This window comes from Paraburkholderia sp. UCT2 (assembly GCF_014397665.1).
GTDB lineage: Bacteria > Pseudomonadota > Gammaproteobacteria > Burkholderiales > Burkholderiaceae > Paraburkholderia > Paraburkholderia tuberum.
Genome location: NZ_VZQO01000034.1, coordinates 24383 through 44519, shown reverse-complemented (window position 1 = coordinate 44519; position 20137 = coordinate 24383). Strand labels below are relative to the sequence as shown.

At 62.5% G+C, this 20137-nt stretch carries 16 protein-coding genes; 7 read left to right on the top strand and 9 right to left on the bottom strand.

The features are described 5' to 3' along the window. Window positions 1-19 precede the first annotated feature (19 nt). Genes F6X39_RS24895 through F6X39_RS24875 form a run of 5 tightly spaced genes read left to right on the top strand, consistent with a single transcriptional unit; the run spans window position 20 to window position 5982 of the window. Window positions 20-1765, top strand: a complete 1746-nt coding sequence (locus F6X39_RS24895; protein ID WP_187618529.1) for a carbamoyltransferase — start codon at window positions 20-22, stop codon at window positions 1763-1765. After that, on the top strand, window positions 1762-2850 hold the full coding sequence (locus tag F6X39_RS24890) for a glycosyltransferase (RefSeq protein ID WP_187618528.1): 1089 nt from the start codon (window positions 1762-1764) through the stop codon (window positions 2848-2850). The genes F6X39_RS24895 and F6X39_RS24890 overlap by 4 nt, the downstream gene beginning before the upstream one ends. Beyond that, complete coding sequence (locus tag F6X39_RS24885) at window positions 2847-3986, top strand: glycosyltransferase family 9 protein (protein WP_187618527.1); 1140 nt, start codon at window positions 2847-2849, stop codon at window positions 3984-3986. The genes F6X39_RS24890 and F6X39_RS24885 overlap by 4 nt, the downstream gene beginning before the upstream one ends. Then, window positions 3976-4932 carry a glycosyltransferase family 4 protein gene (locus F6X39_RS24880; RefSeq protein WP_187618526.1) on the top strand — a complete coding sequence of 319 codons (957 nt, stop codon included), beginning with the start codon at window positions 3976-3978 and terminating at the stop codon, window positions 4930-4932. The genes F6X39_RS24885 and F6X39_RS24880 overlap by 11 nt, the downstream gene beginning before the upstream one ends. Before the next feature lie 51 nt (window positions 4933-4983). Then, the gene (locus tag F6X39_RS24875) at window positions 4984-5982 is read left to right on the top strand and encodes a UDP-glucuronic acid decarboxylase family protein (RefSeq protein WP_187618525.1); all 999 of its coding nucleotides are present in this window, start codon (window positions 4984-4986) and stop codon (window positions 5980-5982) included. Between the two features lie 165 nt (window positions 5983-6147). Here F6X39_RS24875 and F6X39_RS24870 read toward each other — a convergent pair whose 3' ends face one another. The 4 genes from F6X39_RS24870 to F6X39_RS24860 form a co-directional block, all read right to left on the bottom strand. Then, window positions 6148-6732: a recombinase family protein gene (locus F6X39_RS24870; RefSeq protein WP_176078918.1), complete on the bottom strand. Its 585-nt coding sequence runs from the start codon at window positions 6730-6732 to the stop codon at window positions 6148-6150. A gap of 99 nt (window positions 6733-6831) precedes the next feature. Next, window positions 6832-6954 carry a hypothetical protein gene (locus F6X39_RS36985; protein ID WP_013094087.1) on the bottom strand — a complete coding sequence of 41 codons (123 nt, stop codon included), beginning with the start codon at window positions 6952-6954 and terminating at the stop codon, window positions 6832-6834. Window positions 6955-7849: 895 nt separating this feature from the next. Further along, window positions 7850-8410: a YMGG-like glycine zipper-containing protein gene (locus F6X39_RS24865; RefSeq protein ID WP_262414802.1), complete on the bottom strand. Its 561-nt coding sequence runs from the start codon at window positions 8408-8410 to the stop codon at window positions 7850-7852. Between the two features lie 636 nt (window positions 8411-9046). Continuing rightward, window positions 9047-9469, bottom strand: a complete 423-nt coding sequence (locus F6X39_RS24860; protein WP_187618524.1) for a DUF4148 domain-containing protein — start codon at window positions 9467-9469, stop codon at window positions 9047-9049. Window positions 9470-10180: 711 nt separating this feature from the next. Here F6X39_RS24860 and F6X39_RS24855 point away from each other — a divergent pair. After that, window positions 10181-10558, top strand: coding sequence for a hypothetical protein (locus F6X39_RS24855; RefSeq protein WP_222945304.1), 378 nt, complete (start codon window positions 10181-10183; stop codon window positions 10556-10558). Window positions 10559-10625: 67 nt separating this feature from the next. On the opposite strand, the gene F6X39_RS24850 is transcribed toward F6X39_RS24855, so the two are convergent. After that, on the bottom strand, window positions 10626-13178 hold the full coding sequence (locus F6X39_RS24850; protein ID WP_187618523.1) for a DUF3772 domain-containing protein: 2553 nt from the start codon (window positions 13176-13178) through the stop codon (window positions 10626-10628). A gap of 390 nt (window positions 13179-13568) precedes the next feature. On the opposite strand from F6X39_RS24850, the gene F6X39_RS24845 reads away from it, so the two are divergent. Then, window positions 13569-14318 (top strand): hypothetical protein, encoded by a 750-nt coding sequence (locus F6X39_RS24845; RefSeq protein WP_187618522.1) that lies wholly within the window; start codon window positions 13569-13571, stop codon window positions 14316-14318. A 277-nt stretch (window positions 14319-14595) separates the two neighbouring features. On the opposite strand, the gene F6X39_RS24840 is transcribed toward F6X39_RS24845, so the two are convergent. From F6X39_RS24840 to F6X39_RS24825, 4 genes are all read right to left on the bottom strand, one after another. Then, window positions 14596-16947 carry a DUF3141 domain-containing protein gene (locus F6X39_RS24840; RefSeq protein WP_187618521.1) on the bottom strand — a complete coding sequence of 784 codons (2352 nt, stop codon included), beginning with the start codon at window positions 16945-16947 and terminating at the stop codon, window positions 14596-14598. Between the two features lie 153 nt (window positions 16948-17100). Next, complete coding sequence (locus tag F6X39_RS24835; RefSeq protein WP_187618520.1) at window positions 17101-18018, bottom strand: LysR family transcriptional regulator; 918 nt, start codon at window positions 18016-18018, stop codon at window positions 17101-17103. A gap of 229 nt (window positions 18019-18247) precedes the next feature. Beyond that, window positions 18248-18610: a DUF3331 domain-containing protein gene (locus F6X39_RS24830; RefSeq protein ID WP_262414804.1), complete on the bottom strand. Its 363-nt coding sequence runs from the start codon at window positions 18608-18610 to the stop codon at window positions 18248-18250. Window positions 18611-18862: 252 nt separating this feature from the next. After that, window positions 18863-19738: a MinD/ParA family protein gene (locus tag F6X39_RS24825; protein ID WP_187618518.1), complete on the bottom strand. Its 876-nt coding sequence runs from the start codon at window positions 19736-19738 to the stop codon at window positions 18863-18865. Between the last annotated feature and the right edge of the window lie 399 nt (window positions 19739-20137).

Here is a 20137-nt window from a genome sequence, read left to right as displayed (position 1 = left end):
CACTTCCACTGCCAATGCCATGTACACACTCGGAATCAATGCGGTCTATCACGACAGCGCCGCCGCGCTGCTGTGCGACGGCGTGGTGCTCGCCGCCGCCGAAGACGAACGCTTCACGCACGTCAAGCACGCGAAACGTCCGGTGCCGTTCTCGACCTGGCAGCTCCCGTTCGATGCGATCGACTACTGCCTGAAGGCCGCCGGCATTACGCTCGCCGCGATCGCTCACGTCGCTTACTCGTACGACCCCACGCTCTTCGGCGGCATGCCGAAGAGGCCGGGCGCGACGATCGAGCTGCCGTTCGATCCGGCCGGCACGCGCCCGGACAACCCGTCCGCGTCGGCGTGGGACCCGCTGTTCCTCAGCTATATCGCCAACGCGAAGGGCCAGTTGCTCGACGGCGCGCCGCATCATCTGCGCAAGCGCTTCCAGGGCGTGGATCGCGAGCACGGCTTCGCATGGCACTTCGTCGAGCACCATCTCGCGCACGAGGCGAGCGCGTTTCTCGCCGCGCCGTTCGACGACACCGCCGTGCTGACGATGGACGGCCGCGGCGAGGGCGTGACGACCAGCATGGGGCAATTCGTCGGCGGCGAGTACAAGCGTCTGAAACAGGTCGAGCTGCCGCACTCGCTCGGGCTGCTCTACGAAGCGGTCACCGACTGGCTCGGCTTCCTGCACTCGTCGGACGAGTACAAGGTGATGGCGCTCGCGTCGTACGGCAAGCCGGCTTATATCGAGGTGTTCCGCGAGATCGTCCGCTATCGGCAGGACGGCAGCTATACCGTCGACGCTCCGCGGCTGACAGAACGCTTCGGTCCCGCGCGCGAACGCGGCGGGCCGCTCGAACAACGCCACTTCGATATCGCCAATTCGTTGCAGCGCGTACTCGAGGAGACCGTGCTGGAACTCGCGCACTGGCTGCATCGGCAGACCGGCTTGAGCCGGCTCTGCATGGCGGGCGGCGTCGCGCTGAACTGCGTGATGAACTCGAAGGTGCGCGACGCGGGGCCGTTCAGCGAAGTGTGGGTGCAACCGGCGGCCGGCGACGCTGGCACCGCGCTCGGAGCGGCACTGTGGACCGATTATCGCGAGCGTGCCGCGCGCGGCGACCGCGAACGTCACTGGAGAATGGATCACGCGTACCTCGGGCCCGAATACAGCGAAGCGGAAATCGAGCAGTTCCTGCGCTGGTCGAAAGTACCGTACCGGCGACTCGCCGATATCGCCGGCGAGACCGCCCATCTGCTCGCGCAAGGCAAGGTGATCGGCTGGTATCAGGGGCGCACCGAATTCGGGCCGCGCGCGCTCGGCGCGCGCTCGATCCTCGCGTCGCCGGTCGATCCGCGGATGCAGGCGAAGCTCAACGAGATCAAGGATCGCGAGGACTTTCGCCCGGTCGCGCCGGTCGTGATGGAAGAGGAAGCCAACGAATGGTTCGTGAACGGCCAAACCGCGCCGTTCATGCTGTTCGTGTTCGACGTGCGCGCCGACAAGGCCGCGCGTATTCCGGCCGTGCGGCACGTGGACGGCACCGCGCGCGTGCAGACCATCAACCGCGCGCAGCACCCGCTGTACTACGACTTGCTGGCGGCGTTCAAGCAGCGCACGGGCGTGCCGATTCTCGTCAATACGTCGTTCAACACGCGCGGCGAGCCGATGGTGAATTCGCCGCGCGACGCGGTCGAGTCGTTCTGGACCTCGCCGCTCGACGCGCTCGTGATCGGCCCGTTCCTCGTCGACAAGGCGGGGGGCCGCGCATGAACGCCTCGGTCATGTGTCCGTCGCCCCTGCATGGCGGCGTGGCCGCGCGCTACAGCAGCGAAGATGCCGACGAAACCGGCCGCACGTTGCGCACGCAGTCGTGGCCCGACGTGTCGGTGGTGGTGCCCACCTACCGCCGTCCCGCGATGCTCGCGAACTGCCTTGCCGCGCTATGCGCGCAGCAGTTCGCGCCGCACCGCTACGAGATCGTGGTCTGCGACGACGGTCCCGACGACGCCACGCGCGCCTGCGTCGAACGATTCGCGCGCGAGATGGCGCCGCGCGGGCTGGAAGTGCACTACCTGCCGGTCACGCGCACCCAGGGGCCGGCCGGCGCGCGCAACGCGGGCTGGCAGTATGCGCGCGCTTCGCTGATCGCCTTCACCGACGACGACACGCTGCCCGATCCGCACTGGCTGACGGCTGGCGTCGCGGCGCTCGCGCAAGGCGCGACGGCGGCCGCCGGCACGATCGTCGTGCCGCTGCCCTCGCCGCCCGATCTGCCGACCGATTACGAAGCCGACGCGAGCGGCCTCGCGCGCGCCGAATTCGCGACCGCGAACGCGTTCGTCACGCGTGCGGCGCTCGTCGCGACCGGCGGCTTCGACGAACGGTTCACGTCGGCGTGGCGCGAGGATTCGGACCTGCAGTTCACGCTGCTTACCGCGGGCGGCCAGATCGTGCGCGCCCGCGACGCGGTGGTCGTGCATCCGGTGCGGCCCGCGCGCTGGGGCGTCAGCATCGCACAGCAGAAAAAGAGCCAGTTCGATGCGCTGCTTTATCGCAAGCATCCCGAACTGTTTCGAACGCGCATCCGCTCGCGGCCGCCGCTGCTGTACTACGCGATTCTCTGCGCCGCGTTGCTGGCGATCGGCGGTTCGTTCGCGGATCAGCCGATACTCGCGGGCGCGGGTTTGATCGCGTGGTGCGGGTTGACCGGCTATTTCTGCGCGCGGCGGCTGCGCGGGCGCAATCACGGCTGGCGCCACGTCGCCGAAATGCTCTGGACGTCGATCCCCATTCCGTTTCTATCGATCTACTGGCGGCTCTATGGCGCCATCCGTTTCAAGGTGTTCTTTCCATGACCCCACCCTCGCTGCTGGCGGCGCTCGCGCCGCGCCGTATCGCCGTATTTCGCGCGCTGCAGCTCGGCGACATGCTGTGCGCGGTGCCCGCCTTGCGCGCACTGCGCGCGGCCGCGCCGGATGCGCATATCGCGCTGATCGGACTGCCGTGGGCACGCGCGTTCGTCGAGCGCTATGCGGCGCTCGTCGACGAGCTGATCGTGTTTCCGGGCGCGGTCGGTTTTCCCGAGCAGCCCGAATCGAACGATGGCTTGCCCGCGTTCTTCGCGCCGATGCGCGAGCGGCGTTTCGATCTGGCGATCCAGCTGCACGGCAGCGGCGGCATCGCCAACGATCTGCTGCATCAACTCGGCGCATGTGCCGACGCCGGCTTCGTGCAGCCCGACGAGGTACCGCGCGAGGGTTGCTTCATCGATTGGCCCGACGGATTGCCGGAGCCCGAGCGCTATCTCGCGCTGATGAGCGCACTCGGCGCGCCGGCGCACGACCGGCGTCTGACGTTCCCGCTCACCGAGCTCGACTTCGACGAGTACACCGCGCTGCGCACGTATCACGGCATCGAAGACGAGCGGCTCGTGCTGGTTCACCCCGGTTCGCAATTGCCGTCGCGCCGCTGGCCCGCCGAGCGCTTCGCGGCCGTCGCCGACCACCTCGCCGCCGACGGCTGGCAGATCGCGATCACCGGCACGGCCGCCGAAGCGCCGCTGACCTGCGCGGTGCTCGGCGCGATGAGCGCGCCCGCGCTGCATCTGGCGGGTGCGACGTCGCTCGGCGGACTCGCCGCGCTGGTCGCGCATGCGCGGCTCGTGGTCTGCAACGACACCGGCATCTCGCACATCGCCGCGGCGATGGCGAGCGCGTCGGTCGTGATCGCATGCGGCAGCGACACGCGGCGCTGGGCGCCGCTCGATCATGCGCGGCATCGCGTGCTGGCCGACTATCCGGCGTGCCGGCCGTGCATGTTCCGCGACTGCCCGTATGGTCATCCGTGCGCGCTGAACGTGCAGGTCGAACAGGTGGTCGAGACCGCCCGCGAGCAGCTTGCGCGCGCGCCCGGCGCGCGACCAGGCGCGCCCGGCAGTCTGCATGAGGGAACCGTTTCGCGGTCTTTCGAGGATCTGCACCATGTTGCGTAATTGCCGCCGGCTGCGCGTGCTGACCTGGCACGTGCACGGCAACTACATGTATTACCTGAGCCAGACGCCGCACGATTTCTATCTGGTCACGAAACCCGGTCATCCGCCCGGCTATGCCGGCAAGGTCGGCGTATTGCCGTGGGGCGACAACGTGCACGAGATCGCAATCGACGACGTGGCCAACCACGAGTTCGACGTAGTGCTGTTCCAGCATCGCACCCACTGGGACCACGACCGCGAGCACGTGCTGAGCGCCGCGCAGAAACGTCTGCCACGCGTCTATGTCGAGCATGACCCGCCGCAGGAAAACCCGTTCGAGCAATGGCATTGGGTCGACGATCCCGGCACGCTGCTGGTCCACGTCACGCACTTCAACCGGCTGATGTGGGACAGCGGCGTCACGCCGACGCGCGTGATCGAACATGGCGTCGTGGTGCCCGACGGCGTGCGCTACAGCGGCGAACTGCAGCGCGGCGTCGTGGTCGTCAATCATCTCGCGCAGCGCGGCCGGCGGCTCGGCGCGGATGTCTTCAGCGAAACGCGCACGCGCGTGCCGCTCGATCTCGTCGGGATGGACGCACAGCGGCTAGACGGCATCGGTGAAATCGGCAACCTCGATCTGGCCGCGTTCAGCGCGCGCTACCGCTTCTTTTTCAATCCGATCCGCTGGACCAGCCTCGGCCTCGCGATCGTCGAGGCGATGACGATCGGCATGCCGATCGTCGGTCTCGCGACGGCCGAACTCGCCACCGTGATCCGCAACGGCGAAAACGGCTTCGTGCATACCGACCTCGACGCGCTCGTCGACGCCATGCTCGGGCTGCTGCGCGATCCCGGCGAAGCGCGGCGGCTCGGCGAAGGCGCGCGGCGCACGGCGCTCGAACGCTTTCATATCGACCGTTTCGCGCAGGACTGGCACGACGCGCTGCTGCACGTCACGGCGTGATGCCACGCTGATTTTCAACGTTCATGCGGTCCAACCACAGGATCACGCACCATGAAAGAACTTACCCGCAAGCGCATTCTGGTCACCGGCGGCGCCGGCTTTCTCGGCTCGCACCTGTGCGAACGGCTCGTCGCGCAGGGACACGACGTGCTATGCGTCGACAACTTCTATACCGGTACGAAGGACAACATCGCGCATCTGCTGGACTGCGCGAACTTCGAACTGATGCGTCACGACGTGACGTTCCCGTTGTATGTGGAAGTCGATGAAATTTATAACCTCGCGTGCCCCGCGTCACCGATCCACTACCAGCACGATCCGGTGCAGACTACGAAGACCAGCGTGCACGGCGCGATCAATATGCTCGGGCTCGCCAAACGCGTGAAAGCGCGGATTTTCCAGGCGTCGACGAGCGAGGTGTATGGCGACGCGCTCGTCCATCCGCAGAAAGAAGACTACTGGGGCCACGTGAATCCCATCGGTCCGCGCTCGTGCTACGACGAAGGCAAGCGCTGCGCGGAAACGCTGTTCATGGACTATCGCCGTCAGCATGGTCTGTCGATCCGCATCGCGCGCATCTTCAACACCTACGGCCCGCGCATGCATCCGGCCGACGGCCGGGTGGTGTCGAACTTCATGATGCAGGCGCTGCGCGGCGAGCCGCTGACCGTCTATGGCGACGGCTCGCAGACGCGTTCGTTCTGCTATGTCGACGACATGATCGACGCCTTCATCCTGCTGATGAACAGCGCCGACGATCCAGGCGGCCCGGTCAACCTGGGCAATCCGCACGAAGTGTCGATGCGCGAGATCGCGCAGCGCATCGTCTCGGTGACCGGCTCCGCGTCGCCGCTCGAAACACGGCCGCCGCCGGCCGACGATCCGTGGCATCGACAGCCGGACATCTCGTTGGCGACAAAACTGCTCGGCTGGCAGCCGGGCACGTCGCTTGACGAAGGGCTGCCGCGCACCGCGTGTTATTTCCGCGCACGCATTCAGTGTCGGTCGCCAGCACGGTCATCGGTCCCGAGCTCAACGCGGCCGAGATAATCGCGAGGCGATCCGCAGGGCAATCGACCAGATCGACGCTCAGCGATTCGCGTCCGCCCGCGTTGTTCACGTGGGCGGACCAGCCGCACACTTGCGCACGATGTTCGATCAGGCTTTTCCAGACCTCGACGACTCGCAGTGATCCCGGGCGCCGGCACGCAATTTCTACACGGCTGGCGTGTCCGCGCGAATGCGCATCACGGTCTGACGCGACGTGCCGAAGCGCCGCGCGACCTCGCTGACCGACTGTCCTCTGCCGAGCGATTGCAGCACGCGTTGACGCTGCTGCTCGGAAAGCGACGGCGGCCTGCCCGTGTGCTTGCCGCTCGCGCGAACGGCCGCGAGACTGTCGCGGCTGCGCAGGCTGCGGCACGCGGCGTCGAGCCGCACCAGCGCGCGCAATGCCTTCACCGCCGAGGGCTCGGGGCGCCCGGCCAGATCGGTATGGCCGACTTCGACGCAACGCAGCGCCACGCCGGCCTTCCGGCACTGCATCACGGTGGCGAGGATGTCGCGCGCGTTGCAGCCGAGCGCGGCCAGCTCGAGCACGACGAGCGTGTCGCGCGGCGCGATTCGTCGGATCAGACTCTGCAGCTCGGGGCGGTCGCGCGCCTGTGCATAGGTCGGCAGATCTTCGACCACGACCCGCGCGAGCGTGACCATGTAGCCGGCCTTGTCGAGCCGGATCAGCGCCTGCTCGTGCCGAACTGCATCGTGCGCGCCGAACAGATAGATGTGTAGTTTTTCCACTTCGCCTTCGTAGTGACGATCCGCCGTTAGCGGCGCTATTACGTCGGGGTTCCGGTTTTTTCGAGCGACGACGCCTGGACACGCCGTCACTCATCGCGCTCAGGGCTGCCGCTGGCCGCCCTGATGCGTCGGAGGAGTCTGGTTCTGTTGCTGCTGTCCGCTGTCGCGGCCGGGCTGCGCCGGATTCGACGGCTGACGATTCGAATTCTTGTCCGAAGTCATGACGCTCTCCTACGTGAGATTGCGGGTGACCGTGGCTAACCGCGGCCATCGTGATCAACCCGCAACCAGCGTTCCCGGTCCTGCCCGCGCCAGAGCGTTGCGGCGGGGGCATGCAAGCGCCTGGCTATGACGCTTCCGCTGGCGATGCGAGCAGCCCGGTGGAGGAATTTTCAAAGTGTATCAATCGCGTTGAACGTCCAATACGGTTGGCGTCGGTATTGGCGCGATTGAACTGTCATTGCGTGGGCGGTGGAGGCGCGGCAAGTGACGGCCGCGCATCGGGAACCGCAATCGGGGACGACCGCGGAATCCGTCTGACGGGAAGGCATGTAGTGCCCTGCTCAAAGCTCGGCGCCAGAGCGGCCATGCAGATACGAGCCGACGCGAAGAACGCAACGGCTCGCTCGCCTCTTTACTGAAGCCGGCTGCGCAGCGTCTTCGCTGCGGCCAACATGTTCGTGAGCGCGGGAATCACTTCCGCCCACTGACGCGTTTTCGTCCGCTTCGTTTTACGCATCCAGACCGAGGTGCATGACTTCAGCAGCCCGCATCCCGGTCCTGGCGAGCAACAATATGATTGCTGTGTTCCGCAGCGGCTGAAACGTAGCAGCGTCGACCCGCACTTGATGAGCCGTTCCACATCATCGTTCGTCAGGCTGGCTGGAAGCGTCGCGTGACGCCATCTTCGGATTCGAGGTAGTGCTTCCTCGAGACCGGACGGCACAAGACCCATCACGGTGAGAAACCGCAGCATCGCGCGCAGCGCGACGATTGGCGAATTCGATGGTCGGCGCCTCTTGCTCGAAAGTTCGCGGTGCAGATATCCGCGGAGATCTTCGATTGACAGGTCTTGCCAAGCCAGCCTGACGTGCCACGAAACGTCGGCGTGCCTGGTTCAGTAACCTGGCGGAGGCGCCGTATCGTAGGCCGGCGGCGGAGGCGTCGCTTCGTCGTGCGTCCGGTACACATTGGCGGCGCTGCGCGGGACCGGCACACGCTCGCCATTTGCGTACATGCACTGAACGTACGCCTGGTCGTAGCGGTGTTGAAGGCTGGCGGCCGAGCTCTGTGCCATGCCGGCGCCGATCATGCTGCCGCCGAGCAGACCTGTGCCTGCGCCGACCGCTGCGCCACGGCGCCCGTTGAACGCCGCACCGGCCGCCGCCCCGAGCGCGGTACCGACGGCCATACCGCCCAGGGCGCCCGTCGCTGTGGCCTGTTGATTGCTGATGCCGCCGGTCTTCTGAGAAGCAAATTGCTGGCATGTCGCGTCGTCGGCGCGGAATTGATCGAAGGACTTGCCGGTGCCGGGCAGGGCCATCACTGTGGGACCCATCGGCATGCCCGCACAGCCGTCGAGCGCGATGATGCAGCTCAGACTGACCGCGGCGGTGACTAGCGCGGATACGCCCCGTTTCGTGCGCATTGCCAGAGAGAGGGAATTCATTTTGCTCATGTCATTTCGGCCCGGTTGGCCTCACCGGCACTTCCACCCAGCCGCTCGAACACCCCTTCACGTATGGGTAATATTTTTTTGTCACCGGGCAATACCACCAGGTACCCGACGGCGGACTCGTCTGCGTTTTTTCGACGTAGACGGTGCTCGGGGTTGGCTGGACCGACTGGACGACGAGTGGGGCGGGCGCAGCGTAGACGACGGCGGGGGCCACCATCATCATGGGGGGCGGGATACCCACAAGGACACCGACGCTCACATGCGCTTGCGCGGTGCTATTCAGGCATACGGCCGTAGTCGCGGTCAGCGCAAGCAAAACTATTCTGGATCTCACAAACTTTCTCCTATTCGATGAAGCGGGCCTGCCGCGATCCGGCACAAAACGGTAAGGCCATGGCGCAAAAAACCGAACGGGTTCAACCTGGCGAATTCCGCTGCGCGACAAAAAAGGGGATCTCGTTGGTGCTGGTTGAAGTGAATCCCGCGTGGCCGAACCTGGTGATTCCGGGGCCGGCCGACCCCGAATGCAGATTCCCGACATCTACGCCTTCCGCTGAACCTCGCGTCCGGAGGGGTACGCCGACGTCGCTATGGAAAGCCAGACAAGGCTGAGGCTTGCACCGCCGTGATGTCCAATCAACATTCGTTGTAGATAGAACGATACGAGGCCAACTGAGCCATTGCCGGTACCCCCGAAACTGCGGAGCCCAGTTTCACGCCACCGTGCTCACTGAACGCCTGCTGTTGAGCCGCCACGCTCGCCAGGGCCGCGTGGATGTTCGCCGGATAGTGTGCGTCACCGTTGGGGTGGTCAGAGCCCGCTAGCTGAAGTCGGATGACTTCTTCGTGCACTAGCTCTCGCGTCAGAGGACCATTGCCCTGAGCAGAGGTGGCCGTGGGGAGAGCGATGACTGACACGACAGTGAGAACGGGCATGAACGCTTTAGCCATGATGAAGCTTCCAGTCTCGAGCGCCGGGAACAACAGACGCCGGGTTAGCGAAACAACGACCAGGCAAGGTCTTGAAGTCCGTGTGCCCGTTCCGTTGAGGTCCGTCATCTTCTTATCGTTTGATTACAAATAGTTCTCTTCAATACATTGTTTCCGAGCTTGCAACGTCGAGAGGCATCTATCCGCGCGCAGCGGTCGCGAAACGACAGGGCGCCGGACCGAACGGCGATCTCGGGGCGCGGAGCCCTCGTGCTGCGACCTGCATTTGATGAAGGCCGCCCAACCGACGTAATTTGCGAGCGGACGGCGAATGTATAGGGCGCGTCAAGAACCGATACGTTTGGATAACTCGGGGTCTACCTTGTCCGGTCAACGATTCGCGAGCCACCCAACCTCCATGTTCATGAAATGGCAACTCACAATTGCGCGCGTCGAATAACGACGCGCTGTCGATATACTGCAACCCACATCTGACACAGCATGTGCTCAGTTTTGCGGTGGATACCGGCTCCGCTATTTACAAAGGATTAGCCAGCACAACGATTCACGTCCAGGCGCAGACAATCGGACACTGAAGTCATTCACGAGATCGTGCAGCACGCGTTGCGCAGCGCAGCTACGGCATCCACTGCAAGCGGGGTATAGATGTGCTCGGCGACGCGCTGCTCGAAGTCGAGCGCCTGGTCGCAAATACAAGCCTCCTGATGCACTGATTGGTATAGGTCCGGCAGCAATTGACATTCACGCTCCCGGTCGCGCCACCGATGCCGTCGGCGCAAAAGCAGACGCTACCCTTCCTTTAACCCATAGGAGTCTTCAATGAAAAAGTGGTTTGCCGCGCTGCTGATTCTATTCGCAGCGAGTTCGCATGCAGCCGGCGATTCGTCGATGAGCGCAACGGTTGAAAGCGTCGCAGGTATGAATCAACTCGGCGGACTCGTAGTGCTACGGTCAGCGGACAGCAAGTGCCGTTACTACGGTGTATTGCAGCAGACTGCGCGTGCGCCGCGTGGCATGGCAGAGCGCATCGCTGCAGTGATCCAGGACGGAAAAGTCTATGACTGGATGACAGTTATCAGTTACTCGGAATGCCTGCAAGCGAACGGAACCTACACCAAGGAACGCGTTTCGCTGGATTCGCCCGGCGGAAAGCGGTTCCGCGTGGGCGATAGCGTAGAGCTGCGATCACCGGTGTAAGGAGGGCCAGCAAGCCACCGATAACGGCTTTTGCCAGTCCCATGACCGCGAGAAATCACGTCGACGACTATCTATTCTCGCTGATTGCGGACAGGACACGGAGTTCTACCGGACCGGAATTGCGATCGGTGGGTTCCTGGTTCGAGATGATATCGCTCGTACTGCGGACTACGACGGTTCGAGAGATCGACAGCGGTATTTCTGCAGTACGTAGTCGCTTCAGGATTGCAAATAGCAGATCGCTTCTGGTATCCCCGGCGATTCTCGGGCTACCGACATAGCCGGTAACAGTCAATGTCATACCGTCAGGCGTCAACTGGCTAAAGATCACCGATGGCGCGGGACGATCGAGAACCGATGGGTGATCCAGGTAAGCTTGCAGAAGAACATCGCGCACCTGCTCCGGATCGACGTCCAGCGCAAAAGTAAGGGCCAGTGTGACAACTCCCTGCGTTTTGTTTCCCATTGTCACGTTGCGCACATTCTGAGAAATCAGGTGCGAATTCGGAACGATCACCGTTGATCTATCTGCGAGCTGTATTTCGGTCGCACGTACACTGATGCGCCGGATATCGCCTTCAATGCCGGTGATACTGATCATGTCGCCTACTTTGACCGGCCGTTCAGCAAGCAATATCAGCCCGGAAATGAAGTTTTTAACGATTTCCTGCAGACCAAAGCCGATGCCCACCGACAATGCGCTGACGATCCACGCCAGGTTATGCCATTTCACGCCGAGTACGGACAAGGTTTGCAGCGCGACGAGGACATAGCAGACGTTGGCGAAGACCGTTACCAGCGACGCGCGCATACCCGAACTCATTTGCGTCTTGGGCAGAAACTCGGCGTCCAGCCATTTGCGCATGAGCCCAACCAGATACAGGCACACTGCACAGGTAAAGATAGCGCTGAAGATATGGGCGGGAACGATATTGAGCGCATGTAATCGCTCGCCACCGAGTACGTCGAGAATGCTATCGACCAGATCTCGCGGCGTTGTCCCGAGGCCGCCCGTAAGCAGTGCGATGACTGCGGCGAGCATCAATGCGCTGCGAAGGATCGCAGAGAGTACCGTTGCCACCTGTTCGAGATGAACATCTTGCAGCCCGAATAGATGCCTGATTGTTTTGCCGCTGGCGTGGCATGGCGAAAATACGGTTTCGCAAACATCATGAGCGAGCTTCGTCAGCAGATAAACGCTGCTCAGTACGAGATCGAACCAGACCAGTTCGTAAGTCAGGAACCGCGCGAACGAAACATAACCACAGAGCAATGCAATCAGAGAAGCTCCGACGGCAAGGCTGACGGCGGCATGAATAATGCCAGCGAGGGTAGAACGCGCCTCAGGCGATTCTCCGGCGGCGGCGAGCGCAGTGAGTACCCGGTTTGCGCGTAAAAGCGACATCCCGATGGTCAGAGCGACCACCAACGCCACCACGCCGCGAGTAAAGAGCGTAAGTTGCACGCTGGTATCGACGGCCCGGTTGATCTGCTCGATGGCTCCTGAAAACAGCAGCAGTGCGGCCAGTGTCCGTGGGAAAGGGCGTAGCGCGCGAGCGACGGGATCCGCGATGGCCGGCAACCGCCATGACGGATGTCGTGTGCAAAGCAATGCCCGGCCGAGAGCGGCGACCAGCGCGCAGGTCACAACATGTTTGATGATTTCGCTGGCGAAGCTTTGCAGCGCAGGAGGCAGCGCCTGCTGACGGGTCAACGCGAAGTAGAGCAGATCAATGGCACATATGGTGGTCACCAAAGACGCGACGACAGTCGAGATCGCCATCGCGCTGCGCCGTATCCGGCCTTCTGGAAGGCGGCGTAGGCAGAAACGTTCTGATGCTCTGTCAAGAAGCCGTGTTCCGATCGTTGCAACGGCCAGGGCGAGCAGCACAAGCAGGGACGTTGCAACCCGCTGCCCCGTTTGCCATGTCGTTTGAATCTGCCTGTCGATCTGCGCATTGAAGTCTCGCAGACGTTGATAGTCAGCCGTGTCCGGGTGGAGCGCCGACGCCCAGAACGCGGCGCTGACTACGCTGTCGGAACGAAGAGCCAGTTGATCTTTCAGATGGTTTTGCAGCAGTCGCGTGATCTGGGCGCTCAGGTTGGCAAGGTTCTCCTTGATCGTTGCCGCCTGCTTGAGTTCGGCATCGAGCTGCAATTGCTGAGCAGCGAGAACGCCGCGCTGTTGGGCGACCGCGGGAGTTTCCGCGGCGGATTCGGAAGCGGGTGCTGTGCCGAGTACGTCGAGCTGGGCATGCGTTTTCGCGCGATTGGGCTCCAGCGACGTGGTTATCAGCCTGTCGACGTCTTCGGCGACGCGGCGGCTCAATGCGTCCAGCCCGGACAGCTGCGCGTCGCTTGTTGCCGTCGAAGCACGCTGCCGGATCTGGTCCTGTTTTTCCTGAAGCGCACCGAGCCTTTGTAATGCCTCGGAGCCCGCGCCCATGGATGGCGAAGAATCAGCAGGAGCATCTATGCTAAGGGGTGGCAGCGTCGCTGCGTTGGAGGCAACCGGAATCAGGCCGAACATCGTCAGCGCGATAAGGTGAAAAATGACTGAAACTATTTGTCGCGCGGCGCAAGCGCGGCGAAGAGTATGCATTTGAGAGATCTGGCTCATGCACGCGATACCTAGGTAAGCGGTGTTGCATTCGGTCGCGGCCGGGCGTGAAATGAGGGAGCCGCACTGCGGTAGGAGAGCAAGCTTAATGAATCATACATGATTATAATATCATATATGATCGATACGGCAAATATGAACGGTGGATGCACGGCCAGCGCTTGGCCCGCTGATTTGCGATGGCGGCCGCTTGAGCATCGGCGTGCGCTATCCAGTTTGGGCGAGAAACGTTCGGCATAGTGGGACGTTGAAAGACGGAAGCCGATCTTGGATGCTTTTTACAAGGCTTCCCGCGATATCGGGCTCCCAACTAATTGGCATCTATCAAACCATTGTTTCCTGGACTCACGGGTAGGCGCGCAGGCGACGCGGTAATGGAGGAGCATCGACATGGACCAGAGCAACGCATTGCCGGATTCGATCCGAGCAGCGATTGAGGCGCACGGCGGTGCAGCGCGATGGGCCGAACTGGCGGAGATCGAGGCGACGGTTTCCGCCTGCGGCCTTCTGTTCACCGCAAAGCGACGGCCAATACTGCGACAAGTGCAGGTTCGCGCGTCGACACACGAGCCTCGTTTCGCTTTCAACGATTTTCCGCATGTTGGCGAAACGAGTGAACTTCAAGGAGAAGAACTTGTTCGCGTCGTCGGGCGAGACGGGGCTATCCTGGCTCGCCGCGACGGACCGCGAACAGCATTTCGTGGCTGGCGACGGCAAATCTACTGGGACGACCTCGACTTTGTCTATTTCGGCGCCTACGCGTTCTGGAACTATCTGACAGCACCTTTCTTATTCTTGCGCGGCGGCTTTACGTTCCAAGAACTTCCGCCACTGGCGACTTCGGCCGGGATATGGCCAAGAATCCGGGCGACCTTTCCCAGCGACATTCCAACGCACAGCCGGGTCCAGGATTTCTATTTCGATAGACAACATCGCCTTTGCAGGATCGATTACACCGCCATGGTTATCGGACGCTGGGCGCGGGCAGCTCACATCTGCGAGGACTTTCGCGAATTCGATGGATTCCTGGTACCGACTCGCAGGACGGTGAAGCCGCTGCCGGTTGGCAATGCTCCATTGCCAACTCCGACTCTCGTCGCGATCGAGGTCCACGATTTTCGACCAAGGCCTTCTGATTGACGCCAGTCCAATCGGCCGCTGCGACTGACGAAGCAAGGCGGCCGCGGTCAGTTGTTCGAGGTTGTGAAGGCACTTGCATGCTGACTTCGACTCGACATCGAGGTTGCCCTCGCCGGGCCGCCCGGCGCGTCCGCTGTCGTGACGGGAATGACGGTTTTCGGAAACTCGCGATAGTAGCTTTGGGCCGGCGCTGCCTGAACGCGAAAGGGATCTGCCTCGTGGTACTTGACGTGTCCGGATTCCATGGCGGGTTCCCTCACTGACGGGTTGGCGGCACTCACGATGCCGTGGCCCGAACGCGCGGTGCGTGGGCCTTTTGGGGCTGCGACTCGAGCGAGGTTGTCGCGCCGAGCACTGACCGGATGGCGCGCAGCGCCTCTTCCTGCGCGGGCGTCGGCGGGATGCGCAGCACCCGCCGGTCAGCCAGCAGCTTGTCGAGCAAGGTCAGGAGCCGGTTTCGGTCTTCCGGGCTGGCGAGCAGATCGGGCAACGTCTGGATAGCCTGTTGCGGCTCAAAAGTCGCGATGAGTTCCTGCTCCCCGCGAATGCGCCGCCAGTCGGCAGGAGGCAAATGCGGCAGGTCGTCGGCATATTCATCGACCAGTTGCTTGACTGTCTCGATGCGCGATAGCGGCAGCGGCTCGCCCTTTGGCGCGAGCAGGAACGCGGTGCGCGCGACCGCCTCGTTGTAGCCGCCCTGCCTCAGCGAGGCGAGCGCCGCCTGGACGAACGGCAGGCTGCGAGGATCGGCGGTGGCGGAGGTGCCGGCCCCATGCTCGGCGAGGCGGTCCGGGTCGTACATTGCGAAAAGATTCGCGTAGATGGAGAAGAACAGTGCTTCGATGCTGGCGTCTCTTACCGCCCGGAACTGATCGAGCGAGGCGCTGATCAATTCAGAGCCGCGCTGCTCCACCTTGCGCCACGGTTCGAGGTCGCTCGAGGGCTGCCGGCTGGCTCTGACAGCATCGGCCATCGGACGCAGCGCGGCCACCCACGGATTCAGGTCCGAGAATGCCCAGCGCTGGAGACGCAACGGATGAAAATCGCGCAGCAACCGCGCGGTCATCTCGTTCGACGCATGCTGCACAAAGGGTTGAACGAACAGCTCGTAGGCTCGCTGGTTGAACTCCGACACCACCGCCACGGCCTTGAACGGCTTTTCGTCCTCGCGCCGCAACTCGTTGAAATGCTCGACGGCTTCTTCCAGCCGGTGTTCGGTGAGCGAGACCTCGTATTCCGTTTTGCCGTCTGCGCCCTTTCCCTCCTTGATCGACATGCCATAGAGGCCCGGCGCGAGCGTCTCGATTGTCTCCAGCACGTTGAAGATTTGCGTGTATTCCTTCTTCGCCACCTTGCCGGAAACAAAGATGCCGAGATGGCCGACGTCCTCGTGCATCAGGGCGACGATGACCTGGCCGCGCGCCTTGATCTCCTCGGTGCTGCTGTATATGTCAGCGACCCAGTTGAACGCCTGTTGCGGCGGCGTGATGTTGTCGCCCATCGATGCGAAAAGGATGATGGGCGAGCGGATGGCACGCAGATCGAAGGATTTGCCCGACGGGCCGGACACTTCGCCGGACCACAGCTTGTTGCCGATGAAGAGGTTACGGGTGATCCACTCGATCTCTTCCCGGTTCATCAGGTAGTAGCTGCCCCACCACCGCTCGAACTCGATAAAGCGCGCCGGTTCCGTATCGATGTTGGCGAACACGTTGTAGTACTTGTCCCAGAACGTGTTGGCGGGGTTCAAATACTCGAAGTTGTTCACGAGATGTGCGCCGTCGAACTTGCCGTTGCCAAGATCGGCCGCCAGGGACGAGAGCCACGTGCCGCCCAGAATGCCTCCGGCATAACGCATTGGATTGGGCGCCTCGCTCTCGCTCCACGCCCCGCTCCAGTAAGACATGGGCGCGCCGTTGACCAGGATGGGACCGGTGTCTTCCGGCGACGAACTGGCAAGCATCATCGCGGCCCAGCCGCCCTGGCAATTTCCGACGATCGCGGGCTTTGGGCTGTCTGAATGCAGTTCGCGCACCTTCCGTACGAACTGCTGCTCGGCCGCGCACACGTCGAGCAGGGTCTGGCCGGGCTCTGGCTCCTGGAAGAACACGACGAAATAGACGGGATGACCGGCGCGCAGGGCAACGCCGACCTGCGAATCGTCCTTGAAGCCCCCGATGCCGGGACCGTGCCCGGCGCGCGGATCGATGATCAGATACGGGCGCTTCTTCACGTCGACCACGACACCCTCCGGCGGCCGTATCGACAGCAGGGCGTAGTTGACGGGCCGCTCAAAGTGCCTCGCGTCGAGCACTGTGTCATAGTCGAAATGCAACGCCGGCTTGATCCCGGCCTTGTTGCGCTCGATGAACTCGTTGCCGCGTTGACGCAAGGCGTCCCAGAACAGGACGGAGCGCTGCGCGAAATCGGCCGTATAGTGCCAGGCACCCCATGGTGTGAACTGCGCCAGGTTGGGAATGGTGAGCGCGGACGTGCCGTCGCCCCCCTTGATTGCGTCGCTCGTCCTCTGCCCGAACCGTTGCCGGGCCTCTTCCAGGCGATTGTGCAACAGGCGCAGGATTTTCAATGCGATCTCGTGATTGCGTGTCAGCTGTGAAACCTGGTCCATCTCATGAATCTCCTTAAGCGAAGCAACTTAACCTGGCATAACTGCCTTAACGTACTTTGTCGCCCCTTTCGTCAAACGCCCCCTATCGCAGCACACGTCGCACGCAGGCGTTCTTTCATGCTTCGACCACATGCGGCAGCAATGCGGCGCCACCTAACCAGCAGTGGAAGGTCCCATGCCCCGTTCGAAGAACTCCGCGGTATGGTCGATAAACGCCCTGACTTTCGCGGGCAACAGTGCGCGTCCGATGTATGCCAGGCGGACCTCGGCCAACGTATCGGCGATCTCGAAGTCTTCCAGCAGACGAACGAGCCGTCCGGCCTTTATGTCCTGCTCAACAAGGGCGATTGGAAGCAGACCAATACCGGATCCTTCGAGTACGATGTCGCGATTGAATATGGGATTGTTCGACGCAATTTCGTAGCTGATCGGGACCGCGATGTTTTCCTGATCCATTCGAAAGGTGACGCATGGTTTGTGCATCGAAGGAGGGACCGTGACGAACACATGGTCGGCCAGGTCAGCCGGATGCCGGGGCCGAGGACGCCTGCCCAGATAAGCTTCCGTTGTGACAATCACCAGCGGCAACCGCTGGAGCAGCCGCGTCACAGCCAGATCCGTCGCCAGCATGAAAGGCAGGACGATACCCAGATCGTAACCGTCGGCCGTCAGGTCCACGGGCCGCTCGGTCAATGTGATATCCAGGGTGACGTTCGGATGCTTGCGTTTAAAGGACGCAATCAGCGGTGCGAGCCACGTCAATGCGGTGGTCGTATGTGCGACCAGTCGCAGCATGCCCGCCGGCAGTCGACCGTGGCCCGCCGCACTGGCTTCCAGGCAATCGAGGTCATCCAGGATGCGACAACATCCATCGTAAAAGCGCTCCGCGGCTTCCGTCAGCGAAAACTGTCGGGTCGAGCGATGGAAAAGTCGCGCGCCCAGGCGCTCTTCCAGCGATGCGATCGCCCGCGAAACGACCGATGGCGAGAGATCCATCATTTCCCCGGCACGTCTGAAGTGTTTGACTTCGACGATAGTCCGGAACAGGCGCAAGCTTTCAATGTATTCCATGGTTCACGTCCCATCTGCTATCTGACGACTTGTGTAGATATCCTTTGGATATCAGTCCTGTTCGTGGACCTGTACCGCGCCGCACGCTGTGGAACATAGTCCAATGCCGTGCAACCGCGACCAGGGGTACTGTCCGGTCACGCCTCGCGCGCGTGGATGCGCCTGGTTCACCGCCGCACGTGAAAGCGCTGAGCATTCTGCCGTAGAGACACCAGAGAACCGAATCACATCAGATCGGCTGTTCTATCAGGCTAACGCTTCTCGCACAGATCATTGCGTGAGCATTAGCCGGTGTGGGCCCAGTGAGGCGCGGCCTGTAGATGGCATCTCCGACTTCGATTAGCCGACCGGTCAGCGCACAGATGCCTGGCACCCGCGCGACGACTTCGCACCATGTCTGGTATCCATAGTGCCCGGAGCGCGCATCGCACCATGAAACGATCAGTGTTTGCGCGGTCGGTTGGTCGAGTACCCGTATGATTGGCTTACCGGTCGAAGCGATCGACTGTCGAACCGAGGAACCGTTCAAGGCAGATCCGTGCGCAGTGGCTCGTTCGTTAAGTCTCCAATCGCCAAGCCTTGTGACGGTCATACTCCACGGATCAACAGCGCGATTCATAACCCGGCTCCCTCCGTGCAAGCTCGAACGCTTGCGCTTCGCGTGAGCGCTGCCCACCATAGCTGCTCCCTTCCGTCGATAATTACCGGTCCGATTGCGTCGGCAAAGACCTTTTTGATGTCTTTGCCCCTGCGAACATAGTCACGCTTTCATGAACGGCGCCTACCCGAAAAACACCGTGGCCCCGGCAAGTCCCCTGGGTCGGGGAGATCGTTCTTCGAGGCTTTACCGGTATGCTGCTGCCGGGCCCAAAGTCCTATGCGTGCGCTGCCCCCGTGCCGCCATGTGCGTTGTCGCAGGTGGCAGCCAGGACGCTGCGGGCCGCCTCGACCAGGACTGCATATCGGCAGCAACGCGTGCAAAATCGCTCGCCGCCGGGGACCCAGGAAATGCATCGACGACACAGCGCGAAAGCTCTGCCGCTTGCGCGATACACGGATCGATTGAGATGCAGCCTGCCTTGAGAACCGAGACAGCCAGATAATCGCGGGCGATGGCTCCGAGACTTTCCAGCAGCGCGTGAGTGTCCGCTTCACCCTCGAACAGATTCACAATGATGCGGAATTCCTCGATGCCCTGTGCGAGACGCAGGCGCTTCATGCAAACGTAAGTGTCTGCTACTGCAGCGGCCGACAGGTGCATGACGACGATGACGTGGTGGGCTTGCAACGCAAGTGGTGAAAACGCGCCGTTGCCGGCAAGCTCGGCATCGATCAGCACGATGTTCGGCGGGCTCGTGAGCACCGCGTCGTACTGCAGGCCAGCGAAGTTTTCGTGATCCGTATGGCCGGTGCCAGTCGAGTGGAACTGACGTCGACCACGGTCAACGGCCAGCACGCGCGGCAAGTTGCGATGTATCGCGGGAGCGAACACGCCTGCGGCGTGAATGTCTTGAAGCATTGTGCTCGCCGACCGCGCGCCAGGACATTCGTCCACCACCAGCACGTCCATACCCTGTCTGGTCAGCGCCATCGCGAGGTTGACAACGGCAGCCGTACGGCCGACTCCTTTCGAGCCGCCTGTGACAGCGACTACACGCGCAGCACTTTTGGCGAACATCTGGCGCAACCCGAGCGCCTGTCCGGAGACTATATCCTTCACTGATTCCCCCACGTATCGAGACCTCCGCGCCCATCACGAGTAGCGTTGACGGCCCGCGCGCCGTCGGTCATAACGACTTTCCGATCGCACGTTTCATCGACGCGTGAATTGTACGCCTTCTCGTCACTACTGACAATATAATCAGAAATGGTTTGCATGTCAGATATGGGTGACAGATGCAAAAAGCGCGAACGGCGGGTTGGCCCCGAACTCATCTGGTTCTTTCTTGCACGTCGGGAATTGAAATGCTGCGCGCTGCCTGAAAATGGAGGTAGCGGTACGTCTAGCCGGCTACAGCAAGGCTTGACGCCGTGCCTTTCGGGTCGTCTCGATCAACAGCCGAAGGCGCTTGGGGTGCGGCCAATGTGCTGTTGTGGCGAGCGGGGGTGGAGTGGCACC

Coding starts and splice junctions, on each gene's coding strand:
- F6X39_RS24895 (WP_187618529.1), top strand. CDS start 20: ATGTACACACTCGGAATCAATGCGGTCTATCACGACAGCGCCGCCGCG.
- F6X39_RS24890 (WP_187618528.1), top strand. CDS start 1,762: ATGAACGCCTCGGTCATGTGTCCGTCGCCCCTGCATGGCGGCGTGGCC.
- F6X39_RS24885 (WP_187618527.1), top strand. CDS start 2,847: ATGACCCCACCCTCGCTGCTGGCGGCGCTCGCGCCGCGCCGTATCGCC.
- F6X39_RS24880 (WP_187618526.1), top strand. CDS start 3,976: ATGTTGCGTAATTGCCGCCGGCTGCGCGTGCTGACCTGGCACGTGCAC.
- F6X39_RS24875 (WP_187618525.1), top strand. CDS start 4,984: ATGAAAGAACTTACCCGCAAGCGCATTCTGGTCACCGGCGGCGCCGGC.
- F6X39_RS36985 (WP_013094087.1), bottom strand. CDS start 6,954: ATGACTTCGGACAAGAATTCGAATCGTCAGCCGTCGAATCCGGCGCAG.
- F6X39_RS24865 (WP_262414802.1), bottom strand. CDS start 8,410: ATGAGCAAAATGAATTCCCTCTCTCTGGCAATGCGCACGAAACGGGGC.
- F6X39_RS24860 (WP_187618524.1), bottom strand. CDS start 9,469: ATGACGGACCTCAACGGAACGGGCACACGGACTTCAAGACCTTGCCTG.
- F6X39_RS24855 (WP_222945304.1), top strand. CDS start 10,181: ATGAAAAAGTGGTTTGCCGCGCTGCTGATTCTATTCGCAGCGAGTTCG.
- F6X39_RS24850 (WP_187618523.1), bottom strand. CDS start 13,178: ATGAGCCAGATCTCTCAAATGCATACTCTTCGCCGCGCTTGCGCCGCG.
- F6X39_RS24845 (WP_187618522.1), top strand. CDS start 13,569: ATGGACCAGAGCAACGCATTGCCGGATTCGATCCGAGCAGCGATTGAG.
- F6X39_RS24840 (WP_187618521.1), bottom strand. CDS start 16,947: ATGGACCAGGTTTCACAGCTGACACGCAATCACGAGATCGCATTGAAA.
- F6X39_RS24835 (WP_187618520.1), bottom strand. CDS start 18,018: ATGGAATACATTGAAAGCTTGCGCCTGTTCCGGACTATCGTCGAAGTC.
- F6X39_RS24830 (WP_262414804.1), bottom strand. CDS start 18,610: ATGACCGTCACAAGGCTTGGCGATTGGAGACTTAACGAACGAGCCACT.